The sequence below is a fragment of the Anoxybacteroides tepidamans genome, assembly GCF_014201465.1.
In the GTDB taxonomy this organism is placed as follows: domain Bacteria; phylum Bacillota; class Bacilli; order Bacillales; family Anoxybacillaceae; genus Anoxybacteroides; species Anoxybacteroides tepidamans.
In genome coordinates this window covers 106,952-127,988 of record NZ_JACHEP010000002.1, presented here as the reverse complement: position 1 = coordinate 127,988, position 21,037 = coordinate 106,952, and the positions used below count along the sequence as shown (strand labels likewise).

The 21,037-nt window shown below is 42.8% G+C and carries 22 protein-coding genes; all 22 read left to right on the top strand.

The features are described from left to right. Nucleotides 1-142: 142 nt before the first annotated feature. Complete coding sequence (rimP, locus tag HNQ34_RS03490) at nucleotides 143-616, top strand: ribosome maturation factor RimP (protein ID WP_183251581.1); 474 nt, start codon at nucleotides 143-145, stop codon at nucleotides 614-616. Between the two features lie 34 nt (nucleotides 617-650). Next, nucleotides 651-1,796: a transcription termination factor NusA gene (gene nusA, locus HNQ34_RS03485; protein ID WP_183251579.1), complete on the top strand. Its 1,146-nt coding sequence runs from the start codon at nucleotides 651-653 to the stop codon at nucleotides 1,794-1,796. A gap of 3 nt (nucleotides 1,797-1,799) precedes the next feature. Further along, entirely contained in the window at nucleotides 1,800-2,090 is a 291-nt protein-coding gene (gene rnpM, locus HNQ34_RS03480; protein WP_183251577.1) for an RNase P modulator RnpM, read from the top strand. Continuing rightward, complete coding sequence (locus HNQ34_RS03475) at nucleotides 2,080-2,397, top strand: YlxQ family RNA-binding protein (protein WP_183251574.1); 318 nt, start codon at nucleotides 2,080-2,082, stop codon at nucleotides 2,395-2,397. Before rnpM ends, HNQ34_RS03475 begins: the two co-directional genes overlap by 11 nt. Before the next feature lie 4 nt (nucleotides 2,398-2,401). Then, nucleotides 2,402-4,564 (top strand): translation initiation factor IF-2, encoded by a 2,163-nt coding sequence (gene infB / locus HNQ34_RS03470; RefSeq protein WP_183251572.1) that lies wholly within the window; start codon nucleotides 2,402-2,404, stop codon nucleotides 4,562-4,564. Further along, nucleotides 4,561-4,839, top strand: coding sequence for a DUF503 domain-containing protein (locus HNQ34_RS03465; protein ID WP_183251570.1), 279 nt, complete (start codon nucleotides 4,561-4,563; stop codon nucleotides 4,837-4,839). The genes infB and HNQ34_RS03465 overlap by 4 nt, the downstream gene beginning before the upstream one ends. 14 nt (nucleotides 4,840-4,853) lie before the next feature. Continuing rightward, nucleotides 4,854-5,210 (top strand): 30S ribosome-binding factor RbfA, encoded by a 357-nt coding sequence (gene rbfA / locus HNQ34_RS03460; protein ID WP_183251568.1) that lies wholly within the window; start codon nucleotides 4,854-4,856, stop codon nucleotides 5,208-5,210. 399 nt (nucleotides 5,211-5,609) lie between these two features. Next, nucleotides 5,610-6,518: a tRNA pseudouridine(55) synthase TruB gene (gene truB, locus HNQ34_RS03455; protein ID WP_183251566.1), complete on the top strand. Its 909-nt coding sequence runs from the start codon at nucleotides 5,610-5,612 to the stop codon at nucleotides 6,516-6,518. 35 nt (nucleotides 6,519-6,553) lie between these two features. Continuing rightward, the gene (gene ribF, locus HNQ34_RS03450; protein WP_183251564.1) at nucleotides 6,554-7,537 is read left to right on the top strand and encodes a bifunctional riboflavin kinase/FAD synthetase; all 984 of its coding nucleotides are present in this window, start codon (nucleotides 6,554-6,556) and stop codon (nucleotides 7,535-7,537) included. 90 nt (nucleotides 7,538-7,627) lie between these two features. Further along, the gene (gene rpsO, locus HNQ34_RS03445) at nucleotides 7,628-7,897 is read left to right on the top strand and encodes a 30S ribosomal protein S15 (RefSeq protein ID WP_183251562.1); all 270 of its coding nucleotides are present in this window, start codon (nucleotides 7,628-7,630) and stop codon (nucleotides 7,895-7,897) included. Between the two features lie 309 nt (nucleotides 7,898-8,206). Continuing rightward, entirely contained in the window at nucleotides 8,207-10,318 is a 2,112-nt protein-coding gene (gene pnp, locus HNQ34_RS03440; protein ID WP_183251559.1) for a polyribonucleotide nucleotidyltransferase, read from the top strand. Between the two features lie 166 nt (nucleotides 10,319-10,484). After that, nucleotides 10,485-11,366 (top strand): polysaccharide deacetylase family protein, encoded by an 882-nt coding sequence (locus HNQ34_RS03435; RefSeq protein ID WP_409978353.1) that lies wholly within the window; start codon nucleotides 10,485-10,487, stop codon nucleotides 11,364-11,366. 13 nt (nucleotides 11,367-11,379) lie between these two features. Next, on the top strand, nucleotides 11,380-12,618 hold the full coding sequence (locus HNQ34_RS03430; RefSeq protein ID WP_183251556.1) for a M16 family metallopeptidase: 1,239 nt from the start codon (nucleotides 11,380-11,382) through the stop codon (nucleotides 12,616-12,618). 95 nt (nucleotides 12,619-12,713) lie between these two features. After that, entirely contained in the window at nucleotides 12,714-12,950 is a 237-nt protein-coding gene (locus HNQ34_RS03425) for a YlmC/YmxH family sporulation protein (RefSeq protein WP_183251555.1), read from the top strand. Between the two features lie 122 nt (nucleotides 12,951-13,072). Next, nucleotides 13,073-13,975 (top strand): dipicolinic acid synthetase subunit A, encoded by a 903-nt coding sequence (dpaA, locus tag HNQ34_RS03420; RefSeq protein WP_183251552.1) that lies wholly within the window; start codon nucleotides 13,073-13,075, stop codon nucleotides 13,973-13,975. Next, on the top strand, nucleotides 13,976-14,578 hold the full coding sequence (locus HNQ34_RS03415; RefSeq protein ID WP_183251549.1) for a dipicolinate synthase subunit B: 603 nt from the start codon (nucleotides 13,976-13,978) through the stop codon (nucleotides 14,576-14,578). It abuts the gene before it with no gap. Between the two features lie 330 nt (nucleotides 14,579-14,908). Next, complete coding sequence (gene asd, locus HNQ34_RS03410; protein ID WP_183251547.1) at nucleotides 14,909-15,955, top strand: aspartate-semialdehyde dehydrogenase; 1,047 nt, start codon at nucleotides 14,909-14,911, stop codon at nucleotides 15,953-15,955. Between the two features lie 27 nt (nucleotides 15,956-15,982). Further along, nucleotides 15,983-17,230 carry an aspartate kinase gene (gene dapG / locus HNQ34_RS03405; RefSeq protein ID WP_183251545.1) on the top strand — a complete coding sequence of 416 codons (1,248 nt, stop codon included), beginning with the start codon at nucleotides 15,983-15,985 and terminating at the stop codon, nucleotides 17,228-17,230. Between the two features lie 5 nt (nucleotides 17,231-17,235). Beyond that, on the top strand, nucleotides 17,236-18,108 hold the full coding sequence (gene dapA, locus HNQ34_RS03400; RefSeq protein WP_183251543.1) for a 4-hydroxy-tetrahydrodipicolinate synthase: 873 nt from the start codon (nucleotides 17,236-17,238) through the stop codon (nucleotides 18,106-18,108). Nucleotides 18,109-18,261: 153 nt separating this feature from the next. Continuing rightward, complete coding sequence (locus HNQ34_RS03395) at nucleotides 18,262-19,923, top strand: ribonuclease J (protein ID WP_183251540.1); 1,662 nt, start codon at nucleotides 18,262-18,264, stop codon at nucleotides 19,921-19,923. Between the two features lie 116 nt (nucleotides 19,924-20,039). Then, nucleotides 20,040-20,774: a ClpP family protease gene (locus tag HNQ34_RS03390; protein WP_183251537.1), complete on the top strand. Its 735-nt coding sequence runs from the start codon at nucleotides 20,040-20,042 to the stop codon at nucleotides 20,772-20,774. After that, nucleotides 20,771-20,995, top strand: coding sequence for a YlzJ-like family protein (locus HNQ34_RS03385; RefSeq protein WP_183251535.1), 225 nt, complete (start codon nucleotides 20,771-20,773; stop codon nucleotides 20,993-20,995). Before HNQ34_RS03390 ends, HNQ34_RS03385 begins: the two co-directional genes overlap by 4 nt. The last annotated feature ends 42 nt before the right edge of the window (nucleotides 20,996-21,037 follow it).

Sequence of the window (21,037 nt, the reverse complement as noted above, 5' to 3'; positions counted from 1 at the left end):
TAGGGGAAAAGGTGAAGATAATGTGTAAGAAAAGAGTGGGGAAACCCACTCTTTCGCATTGATTGGATGTGTTATCGCGCCCGATAAGCAAAAGGAGAACACATGTGAGTGACGGATTTCTCGAATTTTTAGGAGGGAAAAAATGAGTAAAAAAGTTACAGAAGTGGTGGAAGAATTAGTGGCACCAATTCTTAACGACATGAACCTCGAATTAGTGGACATTGAGTATGTGAAAGAAGGTAAAAATTGGTTTCTTCGCGTGTTTATTGATTCGGAACAAGGAATTGACATTGAACAATGTGGTGTCGTAAGCGAAAAATTAAGCGAAAAATTAGACGCTGTTGACCCGATTCCATATAACTATTTCTTAGAAGTGTCTTCACCGGGAGCGGAACGTCCGCTGAAAAAGGCAGCTGATTTTGAGCGGGCCGTTGGAAAAAATGTATATATTAAAACATACGAACCGATTGAAGGAGAAAAAGAGTTCGAAGGTGAATTGGCAGACTTTGACGGCCAAACGGTAACCGTTGCGGTAAAACAAAAAACGCGCAAAAAGTTGATTCAAATTCCATACGAAAAAATTGCAAGCGCAAGGCTTGCCGTGATCTTTTTCTAATGGGTAGCTAAACATAAAGGGGGATTTTCGTTTCATGAATACGCAATTATTAGATGCCTTAGCTGCGCTTGTGAAAGAAAAAGGCATTAGCCAAGAAGTGTTGGTCGAAGCGATTGAAGCGGCGATTATTTCTGCTTATAAACGCAACTTTGGCCAAGCGCAAAATGTGCGCGTAGACTTTAACATGGAAACAGGTTTGATTCGCGTGTTTGCGCGCAAAGAAGTTGTCGAAGAAGTATATGATTCTCGTTTAGAAATTTCTCTTGATGAAGCGCGTCTCCTCAATCCGAATTACCAAGTGGGCGATGTAGTGGAACTGGAAGTGACGCCAAAAGATTTTGGCCGTATCGCTGCACAAACAGCCAAACAAGTCGTGACCCAACGAGTACGCGAAGCAGAGCGCGGAGTTATTTACGCTGAATTTATCGATCGTGAAGAAGATATTATGACAGGAATTGTCCAACGTGTTGATTCGCGTTTTGCATATGTGAGCCTTGGAAAAGTCGAAGCATTGCTTCCAGTTAGCGAGCAAATGCCAAATGAAACGTACAAACCGCACGATCGCCTGAAAGTGTATATTACAAAAGTGGAAAAAACGACAAAGGGTCCACAAATTTTTGTGTCTCGTACGCATCCAGGACTATTAAAACGCCTTTTTGAACTGGAAGTACCAGAAATTTATGACGGAACGGTCGAAATTAAGTCGATTGCCCGTGAAGCGGGAGATCGTTCGAAAATTTCGGTACACTCTGACAACTCAGAAGTCGACCCTGTCGGCGCATGCGTCGGACCAAAAGGTCAACGCGTTCAAGCAGTTGTTGATGAATTAAAAGGCGAAAAAATTGACATCGTCCGTTGGTCGGATGATCCGGTTGAATTTGTCGCAAACGCTTTAAGCCCAGCGAAGGTATTGCACGTCATCGTGAACGAGGAAGAGCGGGCGACAACAGTCATTGTTCCAGATTATCAGTTATCTCTTGCGATCGGCAAGCGTGGGCAAAACGCTCGTTTAGCGGCGAAGCTAACAAACTGGAAAATCGATATTAAAAGTGAATCCGAAGCAAAAGAACTAGGAATCGTATATGTTCCATCCGCTTCGCTTGATTCTTTCGACACACCGATAAATAATGAAGATGAAAGCAACCAAACATTCGATTTAACGGAAGAAGAAATCGAGTGAGGGGTGAGCGGGATGAAGAAAATTCCAATGCGAAAATGCGTTGTAACCGGAGAAATGAAGCCGAAAAAAGAAATGATTCGCATCGTCCGGTCGAAAGAAGGAGAAGTTTCGATTGACCCGACTGGAAAAAAAGCCGGACGTGGTGCATATATCACTCTAGATAAAGAATGCATTTTGCTTGCGAAAAAGAAAAACGTCTTGGCCTATCATTTGAAAGCAGAAATTAACGATTCATTGTATGAGCAACTGCTTCAGCTGGCGGAGAAGGGGACTAAAGCGGAGAATGGACAATAAACAATGGACATCTTTGTTAGGGTTAGCGAATCGTGCACGCAAAATCGTTTCCGGTGAAGAACTAGTTATTAAAGAAATTCGTAGTGGAAGAGCAAAACTAGTGGTTTTGTCCGCAGATGCGTCCATGAATACGAAAAAAAAAATTCAAGATAAATGCACGTCATACAACGTTCCGTTGCGCCAAGCAACCGATCGCTATACACTTGGGCAGGCGATCGGCAAGGACGCTCGAGTAGTCGTCGCCGTCATCGACGAAGGTTTTGCAAACAAGTTAATGACGATGTTCGACGTATCATTGTGGGGGTGAATCTATGTCTAAAATACGTGTATATGAGTACGCGAAAAAAAATAACGTTTCTAGTAAAGACATCATTCATAAACTAAAAGAAATGAATATCGAGGTTTCGAATCATATGGCTACACTTGAACCAGAAGTGGTTGAAAAACTAGATCATACGTATAAGAAAAAAGAACAAAAACAAAAGCCGGCAAACGTTGCTGTTAAACCAAAAGGATTTATCACGGATTTTGAAGACGAAGAAGAAGTCATTACAACGAAAGTGCCGATTAAAAAAGGTGCAAGCAAAAACAAAGAAGGAAAAAAACACGACTTGCAAATCCAACAAAAAGAAAAGAAAATTTTTACGAACAAAAAGAATAAAAAGCAAAGAGGACACGAAGCGCCTCAACAAGAAACACAAAAGAAAAAAGAAAAAGAACTTCCGAAAAAAATCACATTTGAAGGCTCATTAACGGTTGCCGAATTAGCAAAAAAACTAGGGAAAGAACCGTCAGAAATCATTAAAAAACTGTTCATGCTCGGCATTATGGCAACCATTAACCAAGACTTAGATAAAGATGCGATTGAATTAATTTGCTCGGACTATGGCGTGGAAGTCGAAGAGAAAGTTGTGATTGATGAAACGGATTTTGAGTCGTTAGAAATTGTGGACGATCCAGCTGATTTAGTGGAACGTCCGCCGGTAGTCACGATCATGGGACACGTTGACCACGGAAAAACAACGCTTCTTGACTCGATTCGCAACTCAAAAGTAACGGAGCAAGAAGCAGGAGGAATTACACAACATATTGGCGCTTACCAAGTAGTGGTGAACAACAAAAAGATCACGTTTTTAGATACCCCTGGCCACGAAGCGTTTACAACGATGCGGGCAAGGGGAGCACAAGTAACAGATATTGTTATTCTTGTTGTTGCCGCCGATGACGGTGTCATGCCGCAAACGGTTGAAGCCATCAACCATGCAAAAGCAGCGAATGTTCCAATTGTTGTAGCGGTGAACAAAATCGATAAGCCAACCGCGAACCCAGACCGCGTCATGCAAGAGCTGGTGGAATATAATCTCGTTCCAGAAGAATGGGGCGGCGATACGATTTATTGCAAACTTTCTGCTTTAACGGGAGAAGGAATCGACAATTTATTAGAAATGATTCTTCTTGTTAGCGAAATGGAAGAGTTAAAAGCGAATCCAAATCGTCGCGCGACCGGGACGGTCATCGAAGCAAAACTGGACAAAGGCCGTGGGCCTGTAGCAACATTGCTCGTTCAGTCGGGAACGTTGCGCGTTGGTGACCCGATTGTCGTTGGAAGCACATACGGCCGCGTGCGGGCGATGACAAACGATATAGGCCGCCGCGTGAAAGAAGCAGGACCATCGATGCCTGTTGAAATTACAGGTCTCAACGACGTACCGCAAGCTGGCGATCGCTTTATGGTATTTGAAGATGAGAAAAAAGCGCGTCAAATTGGCGAAGCGCGGGCGCAAAAACAACTGCTTGAACAACGCAGCGTGAAAACGCGAGTCAGCCTTGACGATTTGTTTGAGAAAATTAAACAAGGCGAAATGAAAGAGCTAAATATTATCGTAAAAGCTGATGTTCAAGGATCAGTGGAAGCGCTAGTCGCTGCATTGCAAAAAATTGATATCGAAGGGGTTCGTGTGAAAATTATCCATTCCGGCGTCGGTGCGATTACGGAATATGATATTATGCTGGCATCCGCCTCAAATGCCATTGTCATCGGCTTTAACGTTCGTCCAGACGCGAATGCTAAGCGAGTAGCAGAATCCGAAAAAGTCGACATTCGCTTGCACCGCATCATCTATAAAGTGATTGAAGAAATTGAAGCGGCGATGAAAGGAATGCTTGATCCTGAATATGAAGAACAAGTGATCGGTCAAGCCGAAGTCCGTCAAACATTTAAAGTATCGAAAGTTGGAACAATTGCAGGATGCTACGTCACAGACGGAAAAATTACGCGCGACAGCAGCGTTCGCCTCATTCGCCAAGGTGTTGTCATTTACGAAGGACAAATCGATACATTGAAACGTTTCAAAGACGATGTAAAAGAAGTTGCGCAAGGTTACGAATGCGGAATGACGATTAAAAACTTTAATGACATTAAAGAAGGAGACGTCATTGAAGCATATGTGATGCGGGAAGTCGAACGTAAATGATCGGTTACGTACAATGTGAATGCCTCATTTACGATGCGCAATCATTGAAAGAAAAAAGAGCGGTGTTACAACGTATAATCACACGGCTCAAACAAAAATATAATATATCAGTAGCCGAAATCGACTACCAAAATCTATGGCAGCGCACAAAGCTTGGAATCGTAGCTATTACGTCCGATCGTGCTACGACAGAAAAAGAACTGCGCCGTGCGTTAGAGATGGTCGATTCCTTTCCGGAAATCGAACGGACGGTTACAACATTTGAGTGGTTTTAATCGAGGTGATGATAATGAGTTTGCGAGCTACACGCGTTGGTGAACAAATGAAAAAAGAATTGAGCGATATTATTGGACGCAAACTTAAAGACCCGCGCATCGGTTTTGTGACCGTAACCGATGTGCGAGTTACCGGTGATTTACAGCAAGCAAAAGTATATATTAGCGTGCTCGGCGATGAAGAACAGCGGCAAAACACATTAAAAGGATTAGCGAAAGCAAAAGGCTTTATCCGCTCTGAAATCGGACAGCGCATCCGTTTGCGAAAAACGCCGGAAATTTATTTTGAAATTGACGAATCAATCGATTATGGAAACCGCATTGAATCGTTAATTCGACAAATTTCTCAAGAACATAACAAAGAGGAATAATGGATAGACGTGCGGTCTATCCATTTTCATTATGCATAGAAAAATGGCATGGCTGTTGCTCCTCTCGCCATTCTAATGATGCAAAATGTAATGTCATAATTACAATCAGGCGTGTTGATTAACCAATAAAAACGAGTTGACATCGCTCTATTCCTAGCTTTTCTGCCGGAGTCGGCTAAGCTCAGCTTGCCGACTGGGAGTATTAGCATGCCCTCCTCGAACAATGAACGCTTTGCGGGCAAATGACATTTGCCCGCAGGCGTTCTTGTTCAAGGAAAGAGGCAGAAAAGCTTGTGTTAAGCCATATGATTCTATGTTTTTTAGTAAAATAATGGATAATCAACACCCGTGAATCACAATAAAAGTAGCCTTATTCTTTATACAAAAAGGGGTGTGACAATGGACGGGGTGTTATTGCTACATAAACCAGCAGGAATGACATCACATGACTGTGTGTTTCGAATTCGCCGCCTATTACATATAAAAAAAGTGGGACATACTGGAACGCTTGATCCAGATGTTTCAGGGGTATTGCCTATTTGTATTGGGAAAGCAACGAGAATTGCTGAATTTTTAACAGGAACAACGAAAACATATGAAGGAGAAGTAACGTTAGGAATTGCTACAACAACGGAAGATGCTTCTGGAGAAGTAATAGAAACGAAAAAAGTCGACCACACCATTCATCGAGAGGAAATCGAACGGGTATTTCAGCAGCTGACGGGCGATATTACGCAGACGCCACCGATGTATTCTGCGGTCAAAGTAAACGGAAAAAAGCTGTACGAATATGCTCGCGCTGGAATCGAAGTGGAAAGGCCGTCGCGCACTGTTACAATTCACGAACTCACTTTATTAGATGAACGAGAAACATTTTCAGGCGAAACGATCTCGTTTCGTTTTCGCGTTATATGCAGCAAAGGGACGTATGTTCGTACATTGGCGGTCATGATCGGAGAACGATTAGGTTACCCTGCTCATATGTCCTATTTAATTCGGACGGCAGCTGGACCATTCTCACTAGAGCAATGTGTCACCTTTGAAGAAATTGAAAAACAAATGGCTTTTGGCGACATAAAAAAATTATTATTGCCCATCGAAAAAGCGCTTTTTCATTTGCCGAAATATCAAATGAATGATAAAGTAGCAGAGAAAGTAAAAAACGGCGCGGTTTTACCACTTCCTCATTTATTGCAATCGCTAGAAGGGCCGATTGTAATGGTGGATGAACAAAATGAAGCGATCGCTCTTTACAGCAAACATCCGGCAAAACCGCACCTCATCAAACCTCTGAAAGTGTTTCGTTGAGGAAAAGAGCGAAAGGCAGAAGGTGAAGAACGAAAATGAAAACACGATTCATCACACACCCTCATTATATGAAAAAAGAAGACTTTCCACCAACCGTGATGGCGTTAGGTTATTTTGATGGCGTCCATGTTGGACATCAACGAGTGATTTGCAGCGCTGTCCAGATTGCGACCGAAAAAGGATATAAAAGCGCAGTCATGACATTTCATCCGCATCCTTCCGTTGTGTTAGGAAAAAAAGAGCAACATGTTCAATTGATTACGCCGTTAAAGGAAAAAGAGCGGCTCATCGCTCAATTAGGAGTCGACTATTTATACATTGTAGAATTTACGGCTGAATTTGCAGAATTGCTTCCACAACAATTTGTCGATCAATATATTATCGGTTTTCATGTGAAGCATGTTGTCGCAGGATTCGATTTTACGTATGGCCGGCTCGGAAAAGGGACAATGGAGACGCTTCCTTTTCATTCGCGAGAACAATTTACGCATACGACCGTTCCAAAATTAACGCGAAACGGTGAAAAAATTAGTTCAACCTATATTCGGCAACTGCTTAAAAACGGCGAAGTTTGCCAGCTCCCTGAACTGCTCGGCCGCTTTTATACAGTCGAAGGCACGGTGATTAGCGGTGAAAAACGCGGGCGTACAATCGGATTCCCTACGGCCAACATCGAGTTAGCGGATGATTACCTTTTACCAGCGCTTGGAGTTTATGCGGTGAAAGTTAAAATTGGTGGCGAAACGTTTGAAGGAGTATGTAACGTCGGATACAAGCCAACCTTCCATGACAAACGAGAAGGTCAACCGGATATTGAAGTTCATATTTTTAATTTTTCAAAGGATGTTTATGGAGAAGCAGTCACAATTGAATGGCATAAACGGTTGCGCAGCGAGCAAAAATTTTCAAGCATTGAACAACTAGTAGCTCAAATTGAGCGCGATAAAGAACAAGCAAAAGCATATTTTCGAAATTTAAGCGAAAATACTTGCGTTTTGCCGCAAAAAGATGTATTCTAATAAATGTATGTAAAATAACCATTGCTTGGCAACGCGAGTCACCGGCGCTTGCTCGGTAATTGGTGTTTCATGATGAGGAGGTGAACAAGGATGGCATTAACGCAAGAACGCAAAAACGAAATTATCAACCAGTTTAAAATTCATGAGACAGATACTGGTTCGCCAGAAGTACAAATTGCTATCCTTACAGAGCAAATTAACAACTTAAATGAACATTTGCGCGTTCATAAAAAAGATCATCATTCACGTCGTGGATTGTTAAAAATGGTCGGTAAACGCCGTAACTTACTTACGTACTTACGTAAGAAAGATATCACACGTTATCGTGAATTGATTAACAAACTTGGATTACGTCGATAAGGAAAAAGCGGGAGCATTCCCGCTTTTTTGCTAGTTACGGAATCATTTGTTGCAACCAACCCCTTGCTTAAGTCGTGATAGTGATAATCCAAGACGATAAGAAAATAAGCACTATAGAGGTGTTTACGATAGTAGATCAAGAGTGTTCGTATACAAACGTCGAAGAAATTTTTTGTACACAAAAAGCGAATCGCCTTCTATTAATAAGTTCAACTATATGTTGTTGATAGTTGAATAGGGATTCGTTCATACTATATTAAGTGGTAATTAGCATTTTCGATTTGTACATAGAGAGGAGTACTCATCTGTATGGAGCAAGAAAAACATGTATTTTCCATAGATTGGGCAGGACGTCCGCTCGTTGTGGAAATTGGCCAGTTAGCAAAACAAGCAAACGGAGCGGTGCTCGTTCGTTACGGCGATACGGTTGTATTAAGCACAGCGACCGCATCAAAAGAAGCGAAAAGCGTCGACTTTTTTCCGTTAACCGTCAACTATGAAGAGCGTCTATATGCCGTCGGTAAAATTCCTGGAGGATTTATTAAACGTGAAGGTCGCCCGAGCGAAAAGGCGATTTTAGCAAGCCGGCTCATTGATCGACCGATTCGTCCGTTGTTTGCAGAAGGATTTCGCAACGAAGTACAAATCGTGTCGATGGTTATGAGTGTCGATCAAGACTGTTCACCAGAAATGGCGGCTATGTTTGGCTCATCGTTAGCGTTAACCATTTCGGACATTCCGTTTGAAGGACCGATTGCTGGGGTAACAGTAGGGCGAGTGGGGGGAAGATTTGTAATTAACCCATCTGTTGAACAAACAGAAAAGAGCGACATTCACCTTGTTGTGGCTGGAACGAAAGACGCCATTAACATGGTCGAAGCGGGAGCTGATGAAGTTCCTGAAGAGGTCATGCTTGAAGCGATTATGTTTGGCCATGAAGAAATTAAGCGGTTGATTGCGTTTCAAGAAGAAATTGCCGCACAAATCGGCAAAGAAAAAATGGAAGTCGTTCTATATGAGCTCGATCCTCATTTAGAAGCGGAAATTCGCGCGTTTGCGGAAACCGATATTAAGAAGGCGGTTCAAGTTCCGGAGAAATTGGCTCGCGAAGCGGCGATTGACGAAGTAAAAGCAAGCGTCATCGCCAAATATGAAGAGCAAGAGGCGGATGAAGAAACGTTAAAACAAGTGAATGAAATTTTGTACAAGCTTGTAAAAGAAGAAGTGCGCCGCCTCATCACCGAAGAAAAAATTCGTCCAGACGGCCGAAAAATTGATGAGATTCGCCCGCTTTCTTCAGCGGTTGGACTTTTGCCGCGCACGCACGGGTCAGGGCTATTTACGCGCGGACAGACGCAGGCGCTTAGCGTTTGTACGTTAGGAGCGCTTGGCGATGTGCAAATTTTAGACGGACTTGGCATTGAAGAAACGAAACGGTTTATGCATCATTATAACTTCCCGCCGTTTTCTGTCGGTGAAACAGGAGCGATGCGCGGGCCTGGACGCCGCGAAATTGGGCACGGTGCGCTAGGAGAACGCGCGTTAGAGCCGGTGATTCCGTCTGAAAAAGAATTCCCGTATACGATTCGCCTCGTTTCAGAAGTGTTAGAATCAAACGGTTCCACTTCCCAAGCGAGCATTTGTGCAAGCACGCTCGCAATGATGGATGCAGGTGTGCCGATTAAAGCGCCGGTTGCCGGAATTGCAATGGGGCTTGTGAAAAGCGGTGACCATTACACGATTTTAACGGACATTCAAGGCATGGAAGACCATCTTGGCGATATGGACTTCAAAGTGGCTGGAACGGAAAAAGGCGTCACCGCCCTACAAATGGATATTAAAATTAAAGGATTGTCGCGCGAAATTTTAGAAGAAGCGCTGCAACAAGCGAAAAAAGGGCGCATGGAAATTTTGAAGCATATGATGCAAACGATTAGCGAGCCGCGAAAAGAGCTTTCGAAATATGCGCCGAAAATTTTAACGATGCAAATTAATCCAGAGAAAATTCGCGATGTCATCGGACCGAGCGGAAAGCAAATTAACAAAATTATCGAAGAAACGGGCGTTAAAATTGACATCGAACAAGATGGTACGATTTTTATCTCTTCTGTCAACGAAGAAATGAACCAAAAAGCAAAAAAGATCATCGAAGATATTGTTCGCGAAGTCGAAGTCGGACAAATTTATTTAGGAAAAGTGAAACGGATCGAAAAATTTGGTGCGTTCGTCGAACTGTTTAGCGGCAAAGACGGTCTTGTTCACATTTCCGAACTTGCCGAAGAGCGCATCGGAAAAGTGGAAGACGTCGTGGCGATCGGTGATGAAATTTTAGTGAAAGTTACAGAAATTGACAAACAAGGACGCGTCAACTTGTCGCGAAAAGCGGTATTGCGCGAACAAAAAGAAAAGCAAAACGAGTAAGGAGCCTCAGGACGATCCTAGGCTTCTTTGTTATTATATGATAGGTTCTATCTTGTCCTCCCTCTACATATTTGTAATAAAAAAGGGGGGATGAGATATTTATACACGCTACATATTGTTTATTGTGATCTTTTTATTTTCGTGGGGCATTGTCAACCAATCATTTATCAATGAATATATCACCGCATTGAGGGAAAAAAGCATAGAAGCATCGAAAGCAAGCGACAAACTTTATATGGAAATTCAAACAAAAGCGAAACAATATGAAATTCCTCCGCAAAACGCCGTCGTCGATCGAGTATGGAAAGCTATCCCTGGATACAATGGATTGAAAGTAAATGTTGAAGCTTCTTACAAAAATATGAAAAAAGACGGAATATTTGACGAACGAAAGCTTGTTTATCAACAAGTTCCTCCTGCGGTTCACCTAGAGGATTTGCCGCCAGCAGCGATTTACCGTGGGAATCCGGAAAAGCCGATGGTTGCGTTTCTCATCAATGTCGCCTGGGGAAATGAATATATTCCGAAAATGTTAGAAATCTTGAAAAAATACCACGTTCAAGCTACATTTTTCCTTGAAGGTCGCTGGGTAAAAAATTATCCGGATATGGCAAAAATGATTGTAGACGCAGGACAAGAAATCGGAAATCATTCGTATAGCCATCCGGATTTAAAAACAATGAGCAATGAAGCCATTCGCCGCGAGCTTGAAAAAACAAATGAAGTCATCGAAGCAACGACAGGGGTTAAGTGTAAATGGTTCGCTCCTCCAAGCGGAAGCTATCGCGATGATGTTGTGAAAATCGCATATGACTTGCGTATGAGAACGATAATGTGGAGTGTCGATACAATTGATTGGCAAAAACCATCGCCATCTGTTATAGTGGAACGGGTAACATCAAAACTTCACCCAGGCGCCATGATTTTAATGCACCCTACGTTATCGACGGCTGAAGCGCTAGAACCACTTATTATCGCCATTCAACAAAAATATGAAATCGGCAATGTATCAATGTTATTAGATGAAAAAAGAATTGTAAAAAAATAGGAGGAACGTAAATTTGATTAACAAGTATACGTGTCAAAATGGGGTACGAATTGTTCTAGAACAAATTCCAACGGTGCGTTCCGTGGCGATCGGGATATGGATCGGAACCGGTTCGCGCAATGAACATGAACAAAACAATGGAATTTCCCACTTTTTAGAACATATGTTTTTTAAAGGAACGAAAACGCGTACCGCACGAGAAATTGCGGAAGCGTTTGACAGCATTGGCGGACAAGTAAACGCCTTTACCTCGAAAGAGTATACGTGTTATTATGCAAAAGTGTTAGATGAGCATGCAAAATTTGCTCTTGATATGTTGGCAGACATGTTTTTTAACTCGACGTTTGTAGAGGAAGAACTACAAAAAGAACGAAACGTCGTGCTTGAAGAAATTAAAATGTATGAAGACACTCCAGATGATATTGTCCACGATTTATTAAGCAAAGCTTGTTACGCTACACATCCGCTTGGCTATCCGATTTTAGGAACGGAAGAAACGTTGTGTACGTTTACAGGGGATTCGTTACGTGAATATATGGCCAATTACTATACGCCTGATCGTGTGGTTATTTCTGTTGCAGGAAATGTGAAAGACAGCTTTATCAAAGAAATTGAAGCATATTTCGGGTCATTTACAGCGAAACAACGAACTGAAAACGGGGTAGCCCCAGTTTTTCACCTGCAAAAATTAGCGCGTCAAAAAGATACGGAACAGGCGCATTTATGCATTGGCTTTAACGGGTTGCCTGTCGGTCATCCGGATATTTACAGCTTGATTATTCTCAACAACATTTTAGGAGGGAGCATGAGCAGCCGCCTTTTCCAAGAAGTGCGTGAACAGCGCGGTTTAGCGTATTCGGTTTTTTCGTATCATTCTTCTTATCAAGATGGAGGCTTGCTTGCTATTTACGGAGGAACAGGCAGCAATCAATTAGACCTTTTATTTGAAACGATTCAAGAGACGATTTGTAAATTAAAAGAAAACGGAATTACAGCAAAAGAACTGCAAAACAGCAAAGAACAAATGAAAGGAAGCTTAATGTTAAGCCTTGAAAGCACGAATAGCCGCATGAGCCGCAACGGCAAAAACGAGTTGCTGTTAGGCCGCCACCGCTCCCTTGATGAAATTATTGAGGAAATTAATAACGTCAAAGTGGAAAAAGTGAATGAGCTGGCGCAACAAATTTTTAGCACCGATTATGCGCTTGCGCTCATTAGCCCGAGCGGACAGCTACCAAGCAAGCTAAGCTAAAATGTCGTGAAAAATGCCTGCACTGATAACTTGCAGGCATTTTTTTATTTGTTTTTTCTTACAATGATAAAAAGAGACAAAGGAGTGCATGTACGGTGAGATTAAGTGAATTAAGCGGAAAAGAAATTGTCGATGTGAGACGAGCAGAACGATTAGGAATATTAGGGCAAACCGATCTAGAAATTAACGAACAAACCGGTCAAATTCAAGCACTATTAATTCCGACGGGAAAATGGTTTGGCTTTCGAAAAGAAGGAAACGAAATTCGTGTTCCTTGGCAATATATTAAGAAAATCGGGGCAGATATGATCATTATCGATTTTCCAGAATAACGAAGTGAAGGGAGCTGATATCCGGTCAGCTCCCTTTCATATATTCACCTAATTTTTCTTTCTTACATAAGATATGAAAGGAACACGGCCAACATGAGTTTTTAATAAAGAAGGTGAGATGTATGATGCTGACGGGGATGCACGTTGCCATTATTGGTGGGGATGCGAGACAGCTAGAAGTCATTCGCAAATTAACAGAGCTTGATGCAAAGTTGTCCCTCATCGGCTTCGATCAATTAGCCCACAGTTTTACGGGTGCAACGAAAATGTATATTGATGAAATCGATCTTTCTGATTTAGATGCGATCGTTTTGCCAGTGCACGGCACAAATTTAGAAGGAAAAGTAAATGCTGTTTTTTCAAACGAACAAATTTTTATTACGGAAGAAATGCTCTTGAAAACACCGAAACGTTGCACGGTGTATTCCGGCATTAGCAATAGTTATTTAGACGAATTAATGAAGAAAGTGAACCGAAAATATGTACAGTTATTTGAACGTGACGATGTCGCGATTTATAACTCCATTCCAACCGCTGAGGGAACGATTATGATGGTCATTCAACATACCGATTTTACGATTCACGGTTCACGCGTTGCGGTGCTAGGGTTGGGCCGCGTTGGCATGACCGTTGCCCGCACGTTTGCAGCGCTAGGTGCCAAAGTGAAAGTGGGGGCGCGCCGCACCGAACATCTTGCACGAATTACGGAAATGGGGCTCGATCCGTTTCATCTTCAAGATCTTGAAAAAGAAGTAAAAAATATCGATGTATGCATTAATACGGTTCCAACGATGATCGTGACCGCCAGTGTGATTTCCAAAATGCCAGCCCACACGTTAATTATTGATTTGGCTTCAAAGCCAGGGGGAACAGACTTCCGTTATGCAGAAAAACGTGGAATTAAAGCGTTATTAGCACCGGGACTTCCTGGAGTTGTTGCCCCGAAAACAGCCGGACAAATTATTGCTAACGTTCTTTCACAATTGTTATTTGATGATTTAAAGAAACGAAAGGAGAAAGCGTAAATGAGCTTAAAAGGAAAGCGCATCGGTTTTGGATTGACGGGGTCGCATTGCACGTATGATGCGGTGATGCCGGAAATCGAAAAGCTCATAAAAGAAGGGGCGGAAGTATTGCCGATTATCACCTATTCGGTCAAAACAACGAGCACACGATTTGGAGAAGGAGAAGAGTGGGTACGAAAACTTGAAGAAATGACAGGGAATTCTGTTATCGATACGATTGTAAAAGCGGAACCGCTCGGACCGAAAATTCCCCTTGATTGCATGGTGATTGCTCCATTAACAGGAAATTCCATGAGTAAACTTGCAAATGCTATGACCGACTCACCCGTGCTCATGGCTGCGAAAGCGACGATGCGCAATCATCGTCCTGTCGTTGTCGGAATTTCAACGAACGACGCGCTAGGGTTAAACGGTGTGAATTTAATGCGGCTAATGGCGGCCAAAAACATTTATTTCATCCCGTTTGGCCAAGATGCACCGCATACAAAGCCAAACTCGATGGTGGCTAAAATGTCCCTTTTGCGCGATACGGTCATTGCTGCGCTTGAAGGAAAACAACTGCAACCCGTTATTATCGAAAAATTTCGTGATACAGATAACTAAAAAACAGAGAATCATATGGCTGAACACAAGCTTTTCTGCCACTTCTCTCGAATAAGAACGCCGGCAGGCAAATGCCATTTGCCCGCAAAGCGTTCATTGTTCGAGGAGGGCAAATACTCCCAGTCGGCAAGCTGAGCTTAGCCGACTCCGGCAGAAAAGATAGGAATAGAGCGATGTCAACTGGCTTTTAATGGTTAATCAACACGCCTGCTAAAAAAGAAATTTTATGCATGTAAATAAAAAATTTCTCTCCTTATAAAGGCGAATGTGTTAAAATAAAAACTATCGAAAATCGATACAGTTAGTGATCAATTGGAAGGAGAATGAATGATGGAACGAAAAGGATTGCATGTAGCAGTTGTCGGAGCTACCGGTGCAGTTGGTCAACAAATGATTCAAACGCTAGAAAATAGAAATTTTCCGGTTGAAACGTTAACGTTGTTATCGTCAGAACGTTCAGCAGGGAAAAAAGAGATGTTTAAAGGTGAAGAAATCAAAGTGCAAGTCGCAAAGCCAGAAAGCTTTGAAGGAGTGGACATTGCACTTTTTAGCGCGGGAGGCGCTGTATCGAAAGTGCTCGCTCCGGAAGCGGTCAAACGCGGAGCGATCGTCGTTGACAATACAAGCGCATTCCGTATGGATGAGAATGTGCCGCTTGTCGTTCCTGAAGTGAACGAAGACGATTTAAAATGGCATAACGGCATTATCGCCAATCCGAACTGCTCAACGATTCAAATGGTCGTGGCACTTGAGCCGATTCGTCAAGCGTTCGGTTTGAAAAAAGTGATCGTATCGACATATCAAGCTGTTTCCGGGGCAGGAGCACAAGCGATTGAAGAGCTAAAAGCACAAGCAAAAGCGATTTTGGAAGGGGAACCATTTACCCCGGAAATTTTGCCGGTGAAATCCGATCGCAAGCATTATCAAATTGCGTTTAATGCGATTCCACAAATTGATAAATTCCAAGACAATGGTTTTACGTTCGAAGAAATGAAAATGATCAATGAAACGAAAAAAATTATGCATATGCCTGAACTCGAAATTGCCGCAACGTGCGTGCGCATTCCAGTGATGACAGGGCATTCTGAATCGGTATATATCGAAGTTGAAAAAGAAGGCATCAGTGCAGAAGATATCAAAAATGTATTAAAAGATGCTCCTGGTGTCGTTTTACAAGACGATCCATCCGAACAACTTTATCCAATGCCTGCTGATTGCGTAGGCAAAAATGAAGTATTTGTCGGGCGCATCCGCAAAGATTTAGATCGCGATAATGCCTTCCATCTATGGATTGTATCGGACAATTTATTAAAAGGAGCGGCGTGGAATTCGGTGCAAATTGCCGAAAGTCTGTTAAAGCTTGGGCTTGTGAAATAAAGAGCGATTGAACACCGGGGTGTTAACATGAAGATCATTGTCCAAAAATTTGGCGGCACATCAGTTCGTGACGAATATGGACGCGATTTGGCACGCAAACATATTGCTAGAGCGCTCGATGAAGGGTATAAAGTCGTTGTCGTCGTCTCAGCGATGGGCCGAAAAGGGGAACCTTACGCGACCGATACGCTGCTGCAATTGATCGGCGGAAGCAGCACCTATGTCAATAAGCGCGAACAAGATTTATTGATGGCTTGCGGAGAAATGATTTCAAGCGTTGTCTTTACGAATTTGCTAAACAAACACGGAATGAAAGCAACGGCGTTTACAGGCGCACAAGCAGGGCTATGCACAAATGATGATCATACAAATGCGAAAATTGTCGAAATGCGTTGCGACCGTTTGTTGAAAACGTTAGAAGAATATGATGTCGTTGTTGTCGCTGGATTTCAAGGGGCAACAAAAGATGGCGACATCACGACGCTTGGCCGCGGCGGCAGCGATACGTCAGCTGCTGCTCTAGGTGCGGCTCTTAATGCGGAGTGTATCGATATTTTTACTGATGTTGAAGGAGTAATGACGGCTGACCCGCGCATTGTAGAGAGCGCTCGTCCGCTTGATGTCGTCACCTATACAGAAATTTGCAACATGGCATATCAAGGGGCGAAAGTGATTCATCCGCGAGCGGTCGAAATTGCGATGCAAGCAAAAGTTCCATTGCGCGTGCGCTCGACTTATTCTGATTCGCTTGGAACGCTTGTGACATCCAGCGTCAAACCGGATAAAGGAAGCGATGTTAAAGAACGTCTTGTCACCGGAATCGCTCATGTTTCGAACGTGACGCAAATTAAAGTGCAAGCGAAAGAAGGGCATTATGAGTTGCAGTCCGACGTGTTTAAAGCGATGGCTAATGAAGGAATTAGCGTCGATTTTATTAACATTTCACCGAACGGAGTGGTGTATACGGTTGCGGGTGAAATGACGGATCGAGCCATTGCGGCGCTAAAAGCTATCGGATATGAGCCGATCGTGACGCGAGGGTGCGCAAAAGTATCGACAGTCGGCGCCGGCATTGCTGGTGTCCCAGGCGTTACAGCGAAAATTGTGACTGCTCTTTCTGAACAAGGAATTCAAATTTTACAATCGGCTGATAGCCATACGACCATTTGGGTATTAGTAAAAGAAGAGGATTTAAAGAAAGCCGTCAACGCGCTGCATGACGCATTTCATCTCTCCGAAGAACTGCCGGTGAAATATGATTCTGATGAGGAGTGAAAGCATTGATTTCATTTGGTAAGATCGTAACCGCGATGGTCACGCCATTTGACAATAAGGGGAATATAGATTTTGACAAAACGACTCAACTTGTGAACTATTTGCTTGAGAATGGAACTGATTCTCTTGTTATCGCAGGGACGACGGGAGAATCCCCGACGTTAACGACAGAAGAAAAAATCGCGCTATTTCGCCACGTCGTTTCCGTTGTAAACGGTCGAGTTCCTGTCATCGCCGGAACAGGGAGCAACAATACACGCGCATCGATTGAGCTAACAAAAAAAGCAGAAGAAATTGGCGTCAATGCGATCATGATTGTCGCTCCATACTACAATAAACCAAACCAAGAAGGAATTTATCAGCATTTTAAAGCGATTGCTGAAAGTACAAAGCTTCCGGTGATGGTTTATAACATTCCCGGGCGTTCTGTCGTGAATATAGCTGTTGACACGCTTGTTCGTTTAGCGGAAATTCCGAATATCGTTGCTTTAAAGGATGCAAGCGGCAACCTCGATGCGATGACAGAAGTGATCGCCCGTACGGATGAGGAGTTTTTAGTGTATAGCGGCGATGATGGATTGACGCTTCCAGTTATGGCGATCGGTGGTGCGGGTGTTGTATCGGTTGCTTCCCATGTTATCGGAAATGAAATGCAACAAATGATCGCAGCGTTTGAGGCCGGGGATCGAACAAAAGCCGCAAAACTTCATCAAAAACTGCTTCCGATTATGAAAGGATTATTCGCTGCACCAAGCCCGGCGCCTGTCAAAACGGCGTTGCAAATAAAAGGATTAGATGTCGGTTCGGTTCGCTTGCCGCTCGTTCCGTTAACGGAAAATGAACGTACCCGGCTAATGAACTTGCTTCAAACGCTATAAATGTAAGAGAACGGTCAATTCACGAATATGTGAATTGGCCGTTTTCTTCCTCAACGGCACAGGACAAATTATCTTGTATTTAAAATCTTCCATCAGTTATAATAAAATCAAGTGACTTTGAGCGGGTTAGTTTGATATTAGGAGGACGTACCATTGAGGGTAAAACAAGCAGAGAAAATACGTGTATTTTCCCTCGGAGGAGTAGGGGAAATCGGAAAAAATATGTACATTATTGAGCTTGATGAAGATATTTTTGTGATTGATGCGGGTTTAATGTTTCCGGAAGATGAAATGCTTGGAATTGATAAGGTGATACCAGATATTTCTTATCTTGTCGAACGGCAAGAGCGCATCAAAGGGATTTTTTTAACGCATGGGCATGAGGAACATATTGGTGCGATCGTCTATGTATTAAAGAAAATCACCGTTCCTGTCTATGGAACAAAATTAACGCTCGGATTAGTGGAAGAAAAGCTAAAAGAGCATGAAGTGAGCACAACTGCCCCTTTTATCGAAATTCATTCCGATTGTGAAGTGACGTTTGAAAAAGCGACCGTGACGTTTTTTCGAACGATTCATAGCATTCCAGACTCCGTAGGGATTAGTTTTCATACTTCGCAAGGCGCGGTCGTTTATACCGGCGATTTTAAATTCGACCAAACGCCGTACGGCATGAATCGCGCTGATTTAGGGAAAATGGCGCAAATCGGTGAGCAAGGGGTTTTATGTTTATTATCAGACAGCACAAATGCTGAAAAACCAGGATACACAGGCTCGGATACGACCGTTGCGCAAGAAATTTCCGATGTCGTTTACAATGCAAAAGGAAGAGTTATCGTTGCCTGCTATGCGTCAAACATTACAAGAATTCAGCAAGTGTTGCATGCGGCGAATGCTCACGGTCGAAAAGTAGCGATCGTCGGAAAAAGCATGCATAAAGTGATGGATGTCGCTGTTCGGCTCGGTTATTTACATCTTCCAGAAAAAACGGTCATTTCCATTCATGATGTCGATCAATACAAAGACCACGAGTTGGTGATTTTGACGACAGGTGGCGATGGTGAGCCGATGGGAGCGCTTGCACGTATGGCGAAGCAAGTGCATAAACAAGTCAACATTAAAGAAGGAGACATGGTCATCGTTGCGGCTTCACCGATGCCGGGACACGAGTTGTTGTTTTTGAAAACGATCGACGCCTTGTACCGTGCAGGAGCGAATGTCGTTTACAAAAAAGTGCACGTGTCTGGCCACGGTTGCCAAGAAGAATTAAAATTAATGCTCAATTTAATGAAACCGAAATATTTTATCCCTGTTCACGGGGAATATCGCATGCAAAAAGCGCATGCGAATTTGGCGAAAGCGGTTGGCATTTCGGAAGAGCGAACGTTTTTAATCGACAAAGGAGACGTGATCGAATTTCGCAACGGACAAGCGCGCTTTGGCGGCAAAGTTCCATATGGCAATGTTTTAATTGATGGATTAGGAATCGGCGATGTCGGCAACATCGTCTTGCGCGACCGCCGTTTACTTTCTCAAGACGGCATTTTAATTGTTGTCGTGACATTAAGCAAAGAAGCGAAAAAAATTGTCGCTGGGCCTGAAATTATTTCACGTGGATTTGTTTATGTCAGGGAATCGGAAACATTGCTCGATGAAGCGACAAAAATGGTGACTAATATCGTGAATAAATGCATGCAAGATTATGTCATTGAATGGTCGTCATTAAAATTGAACATTCGTGAAGCATTGAACCAATATTTATTTGAAAAAACGAAACGAAAACCGATGATTTTACCAATTATTATGGAAATTTAATACAATCATGCTCAAAGTCGAACGGAAATGCCGATGGAAGAAGCAACATTCCATCGGCATTTTTATTGTGTATGTAGAACATACTAACGATATGCAGGCAAGAAAGGAGCATGAACATGGAGAAAAAGCAATACATACCGTTCGAATCAGAAGAACATCAAGAAGAAAAAGAAGAGCAAGTCACTTCTAACATTCAACAGCTCGGACAAACGAACGTTCCGCAAATGGCGCCAGATACGAATATTCATTGTTTAACGATCATCGGGCAAATTGAAGGACATATTCAGCTTCCTCCGCAAAATAAGGCGACGAAATATGAACACGTCATTCCGCAAATTGTGGCGATTGAACAAAATCCAAGCATTGAAGGGTTGCTTGTCATTTTAAATACGGTCGGAGGGGATGTAGAAGCGGGTTTAGCGATTGCCGAAATGCTGGCGTCTTTGTCGAAACCGACCGTTTCAATCGTTTTAGGAGGAGGGCATTCGATTGGGGTTCCGATTGCGGTTTCGTGCGATTATTCATTCATTACCGAAACCGCGACAATGACAATTCATCCAGTTCGATTAACAGGGCTTGTTATCGGTGTACCGCAAACGTTTGAGTATTTAGATAAAATGCAAGAACGAGTTATTCGTTTTGTGACGAAACACTCGAAAATTACGGAAGAAAAATTTAAAGAACTCATGTTTTCAAAAGGGAACTTAACGCGCGATATCGGTACAAACGTCGTCGGGCCTGACGCGGTAAAGTACGGATTAATCGATGAAGTCGGAGGTGTCGCTCAAGCGATGCGAAAATTGCGGGAGTTGATCGATTGGAAAAAAACAGGAGGAGATATGCTACAATGATTTTATATACCGTGATGCCAGAGCATCTGATTTTTCAAGCCGATAACCGTGAATATACGAAACAAAAAATCGTTTATTATGAGGGTATTCCATTTCTTGTGCAAAAAACAGAAACGAAAGAATGGGAAATCGTACGCAATTTAAGCACAAACCCAGCACACTTTTTAGAACAAAAATATGCACCAGGCGCGCGTTTTCCGTCATCGTTAGAAACATCTTAATGAATTCCTTGTCCGTGCGTGGTATAATGAAAACAAACGAAA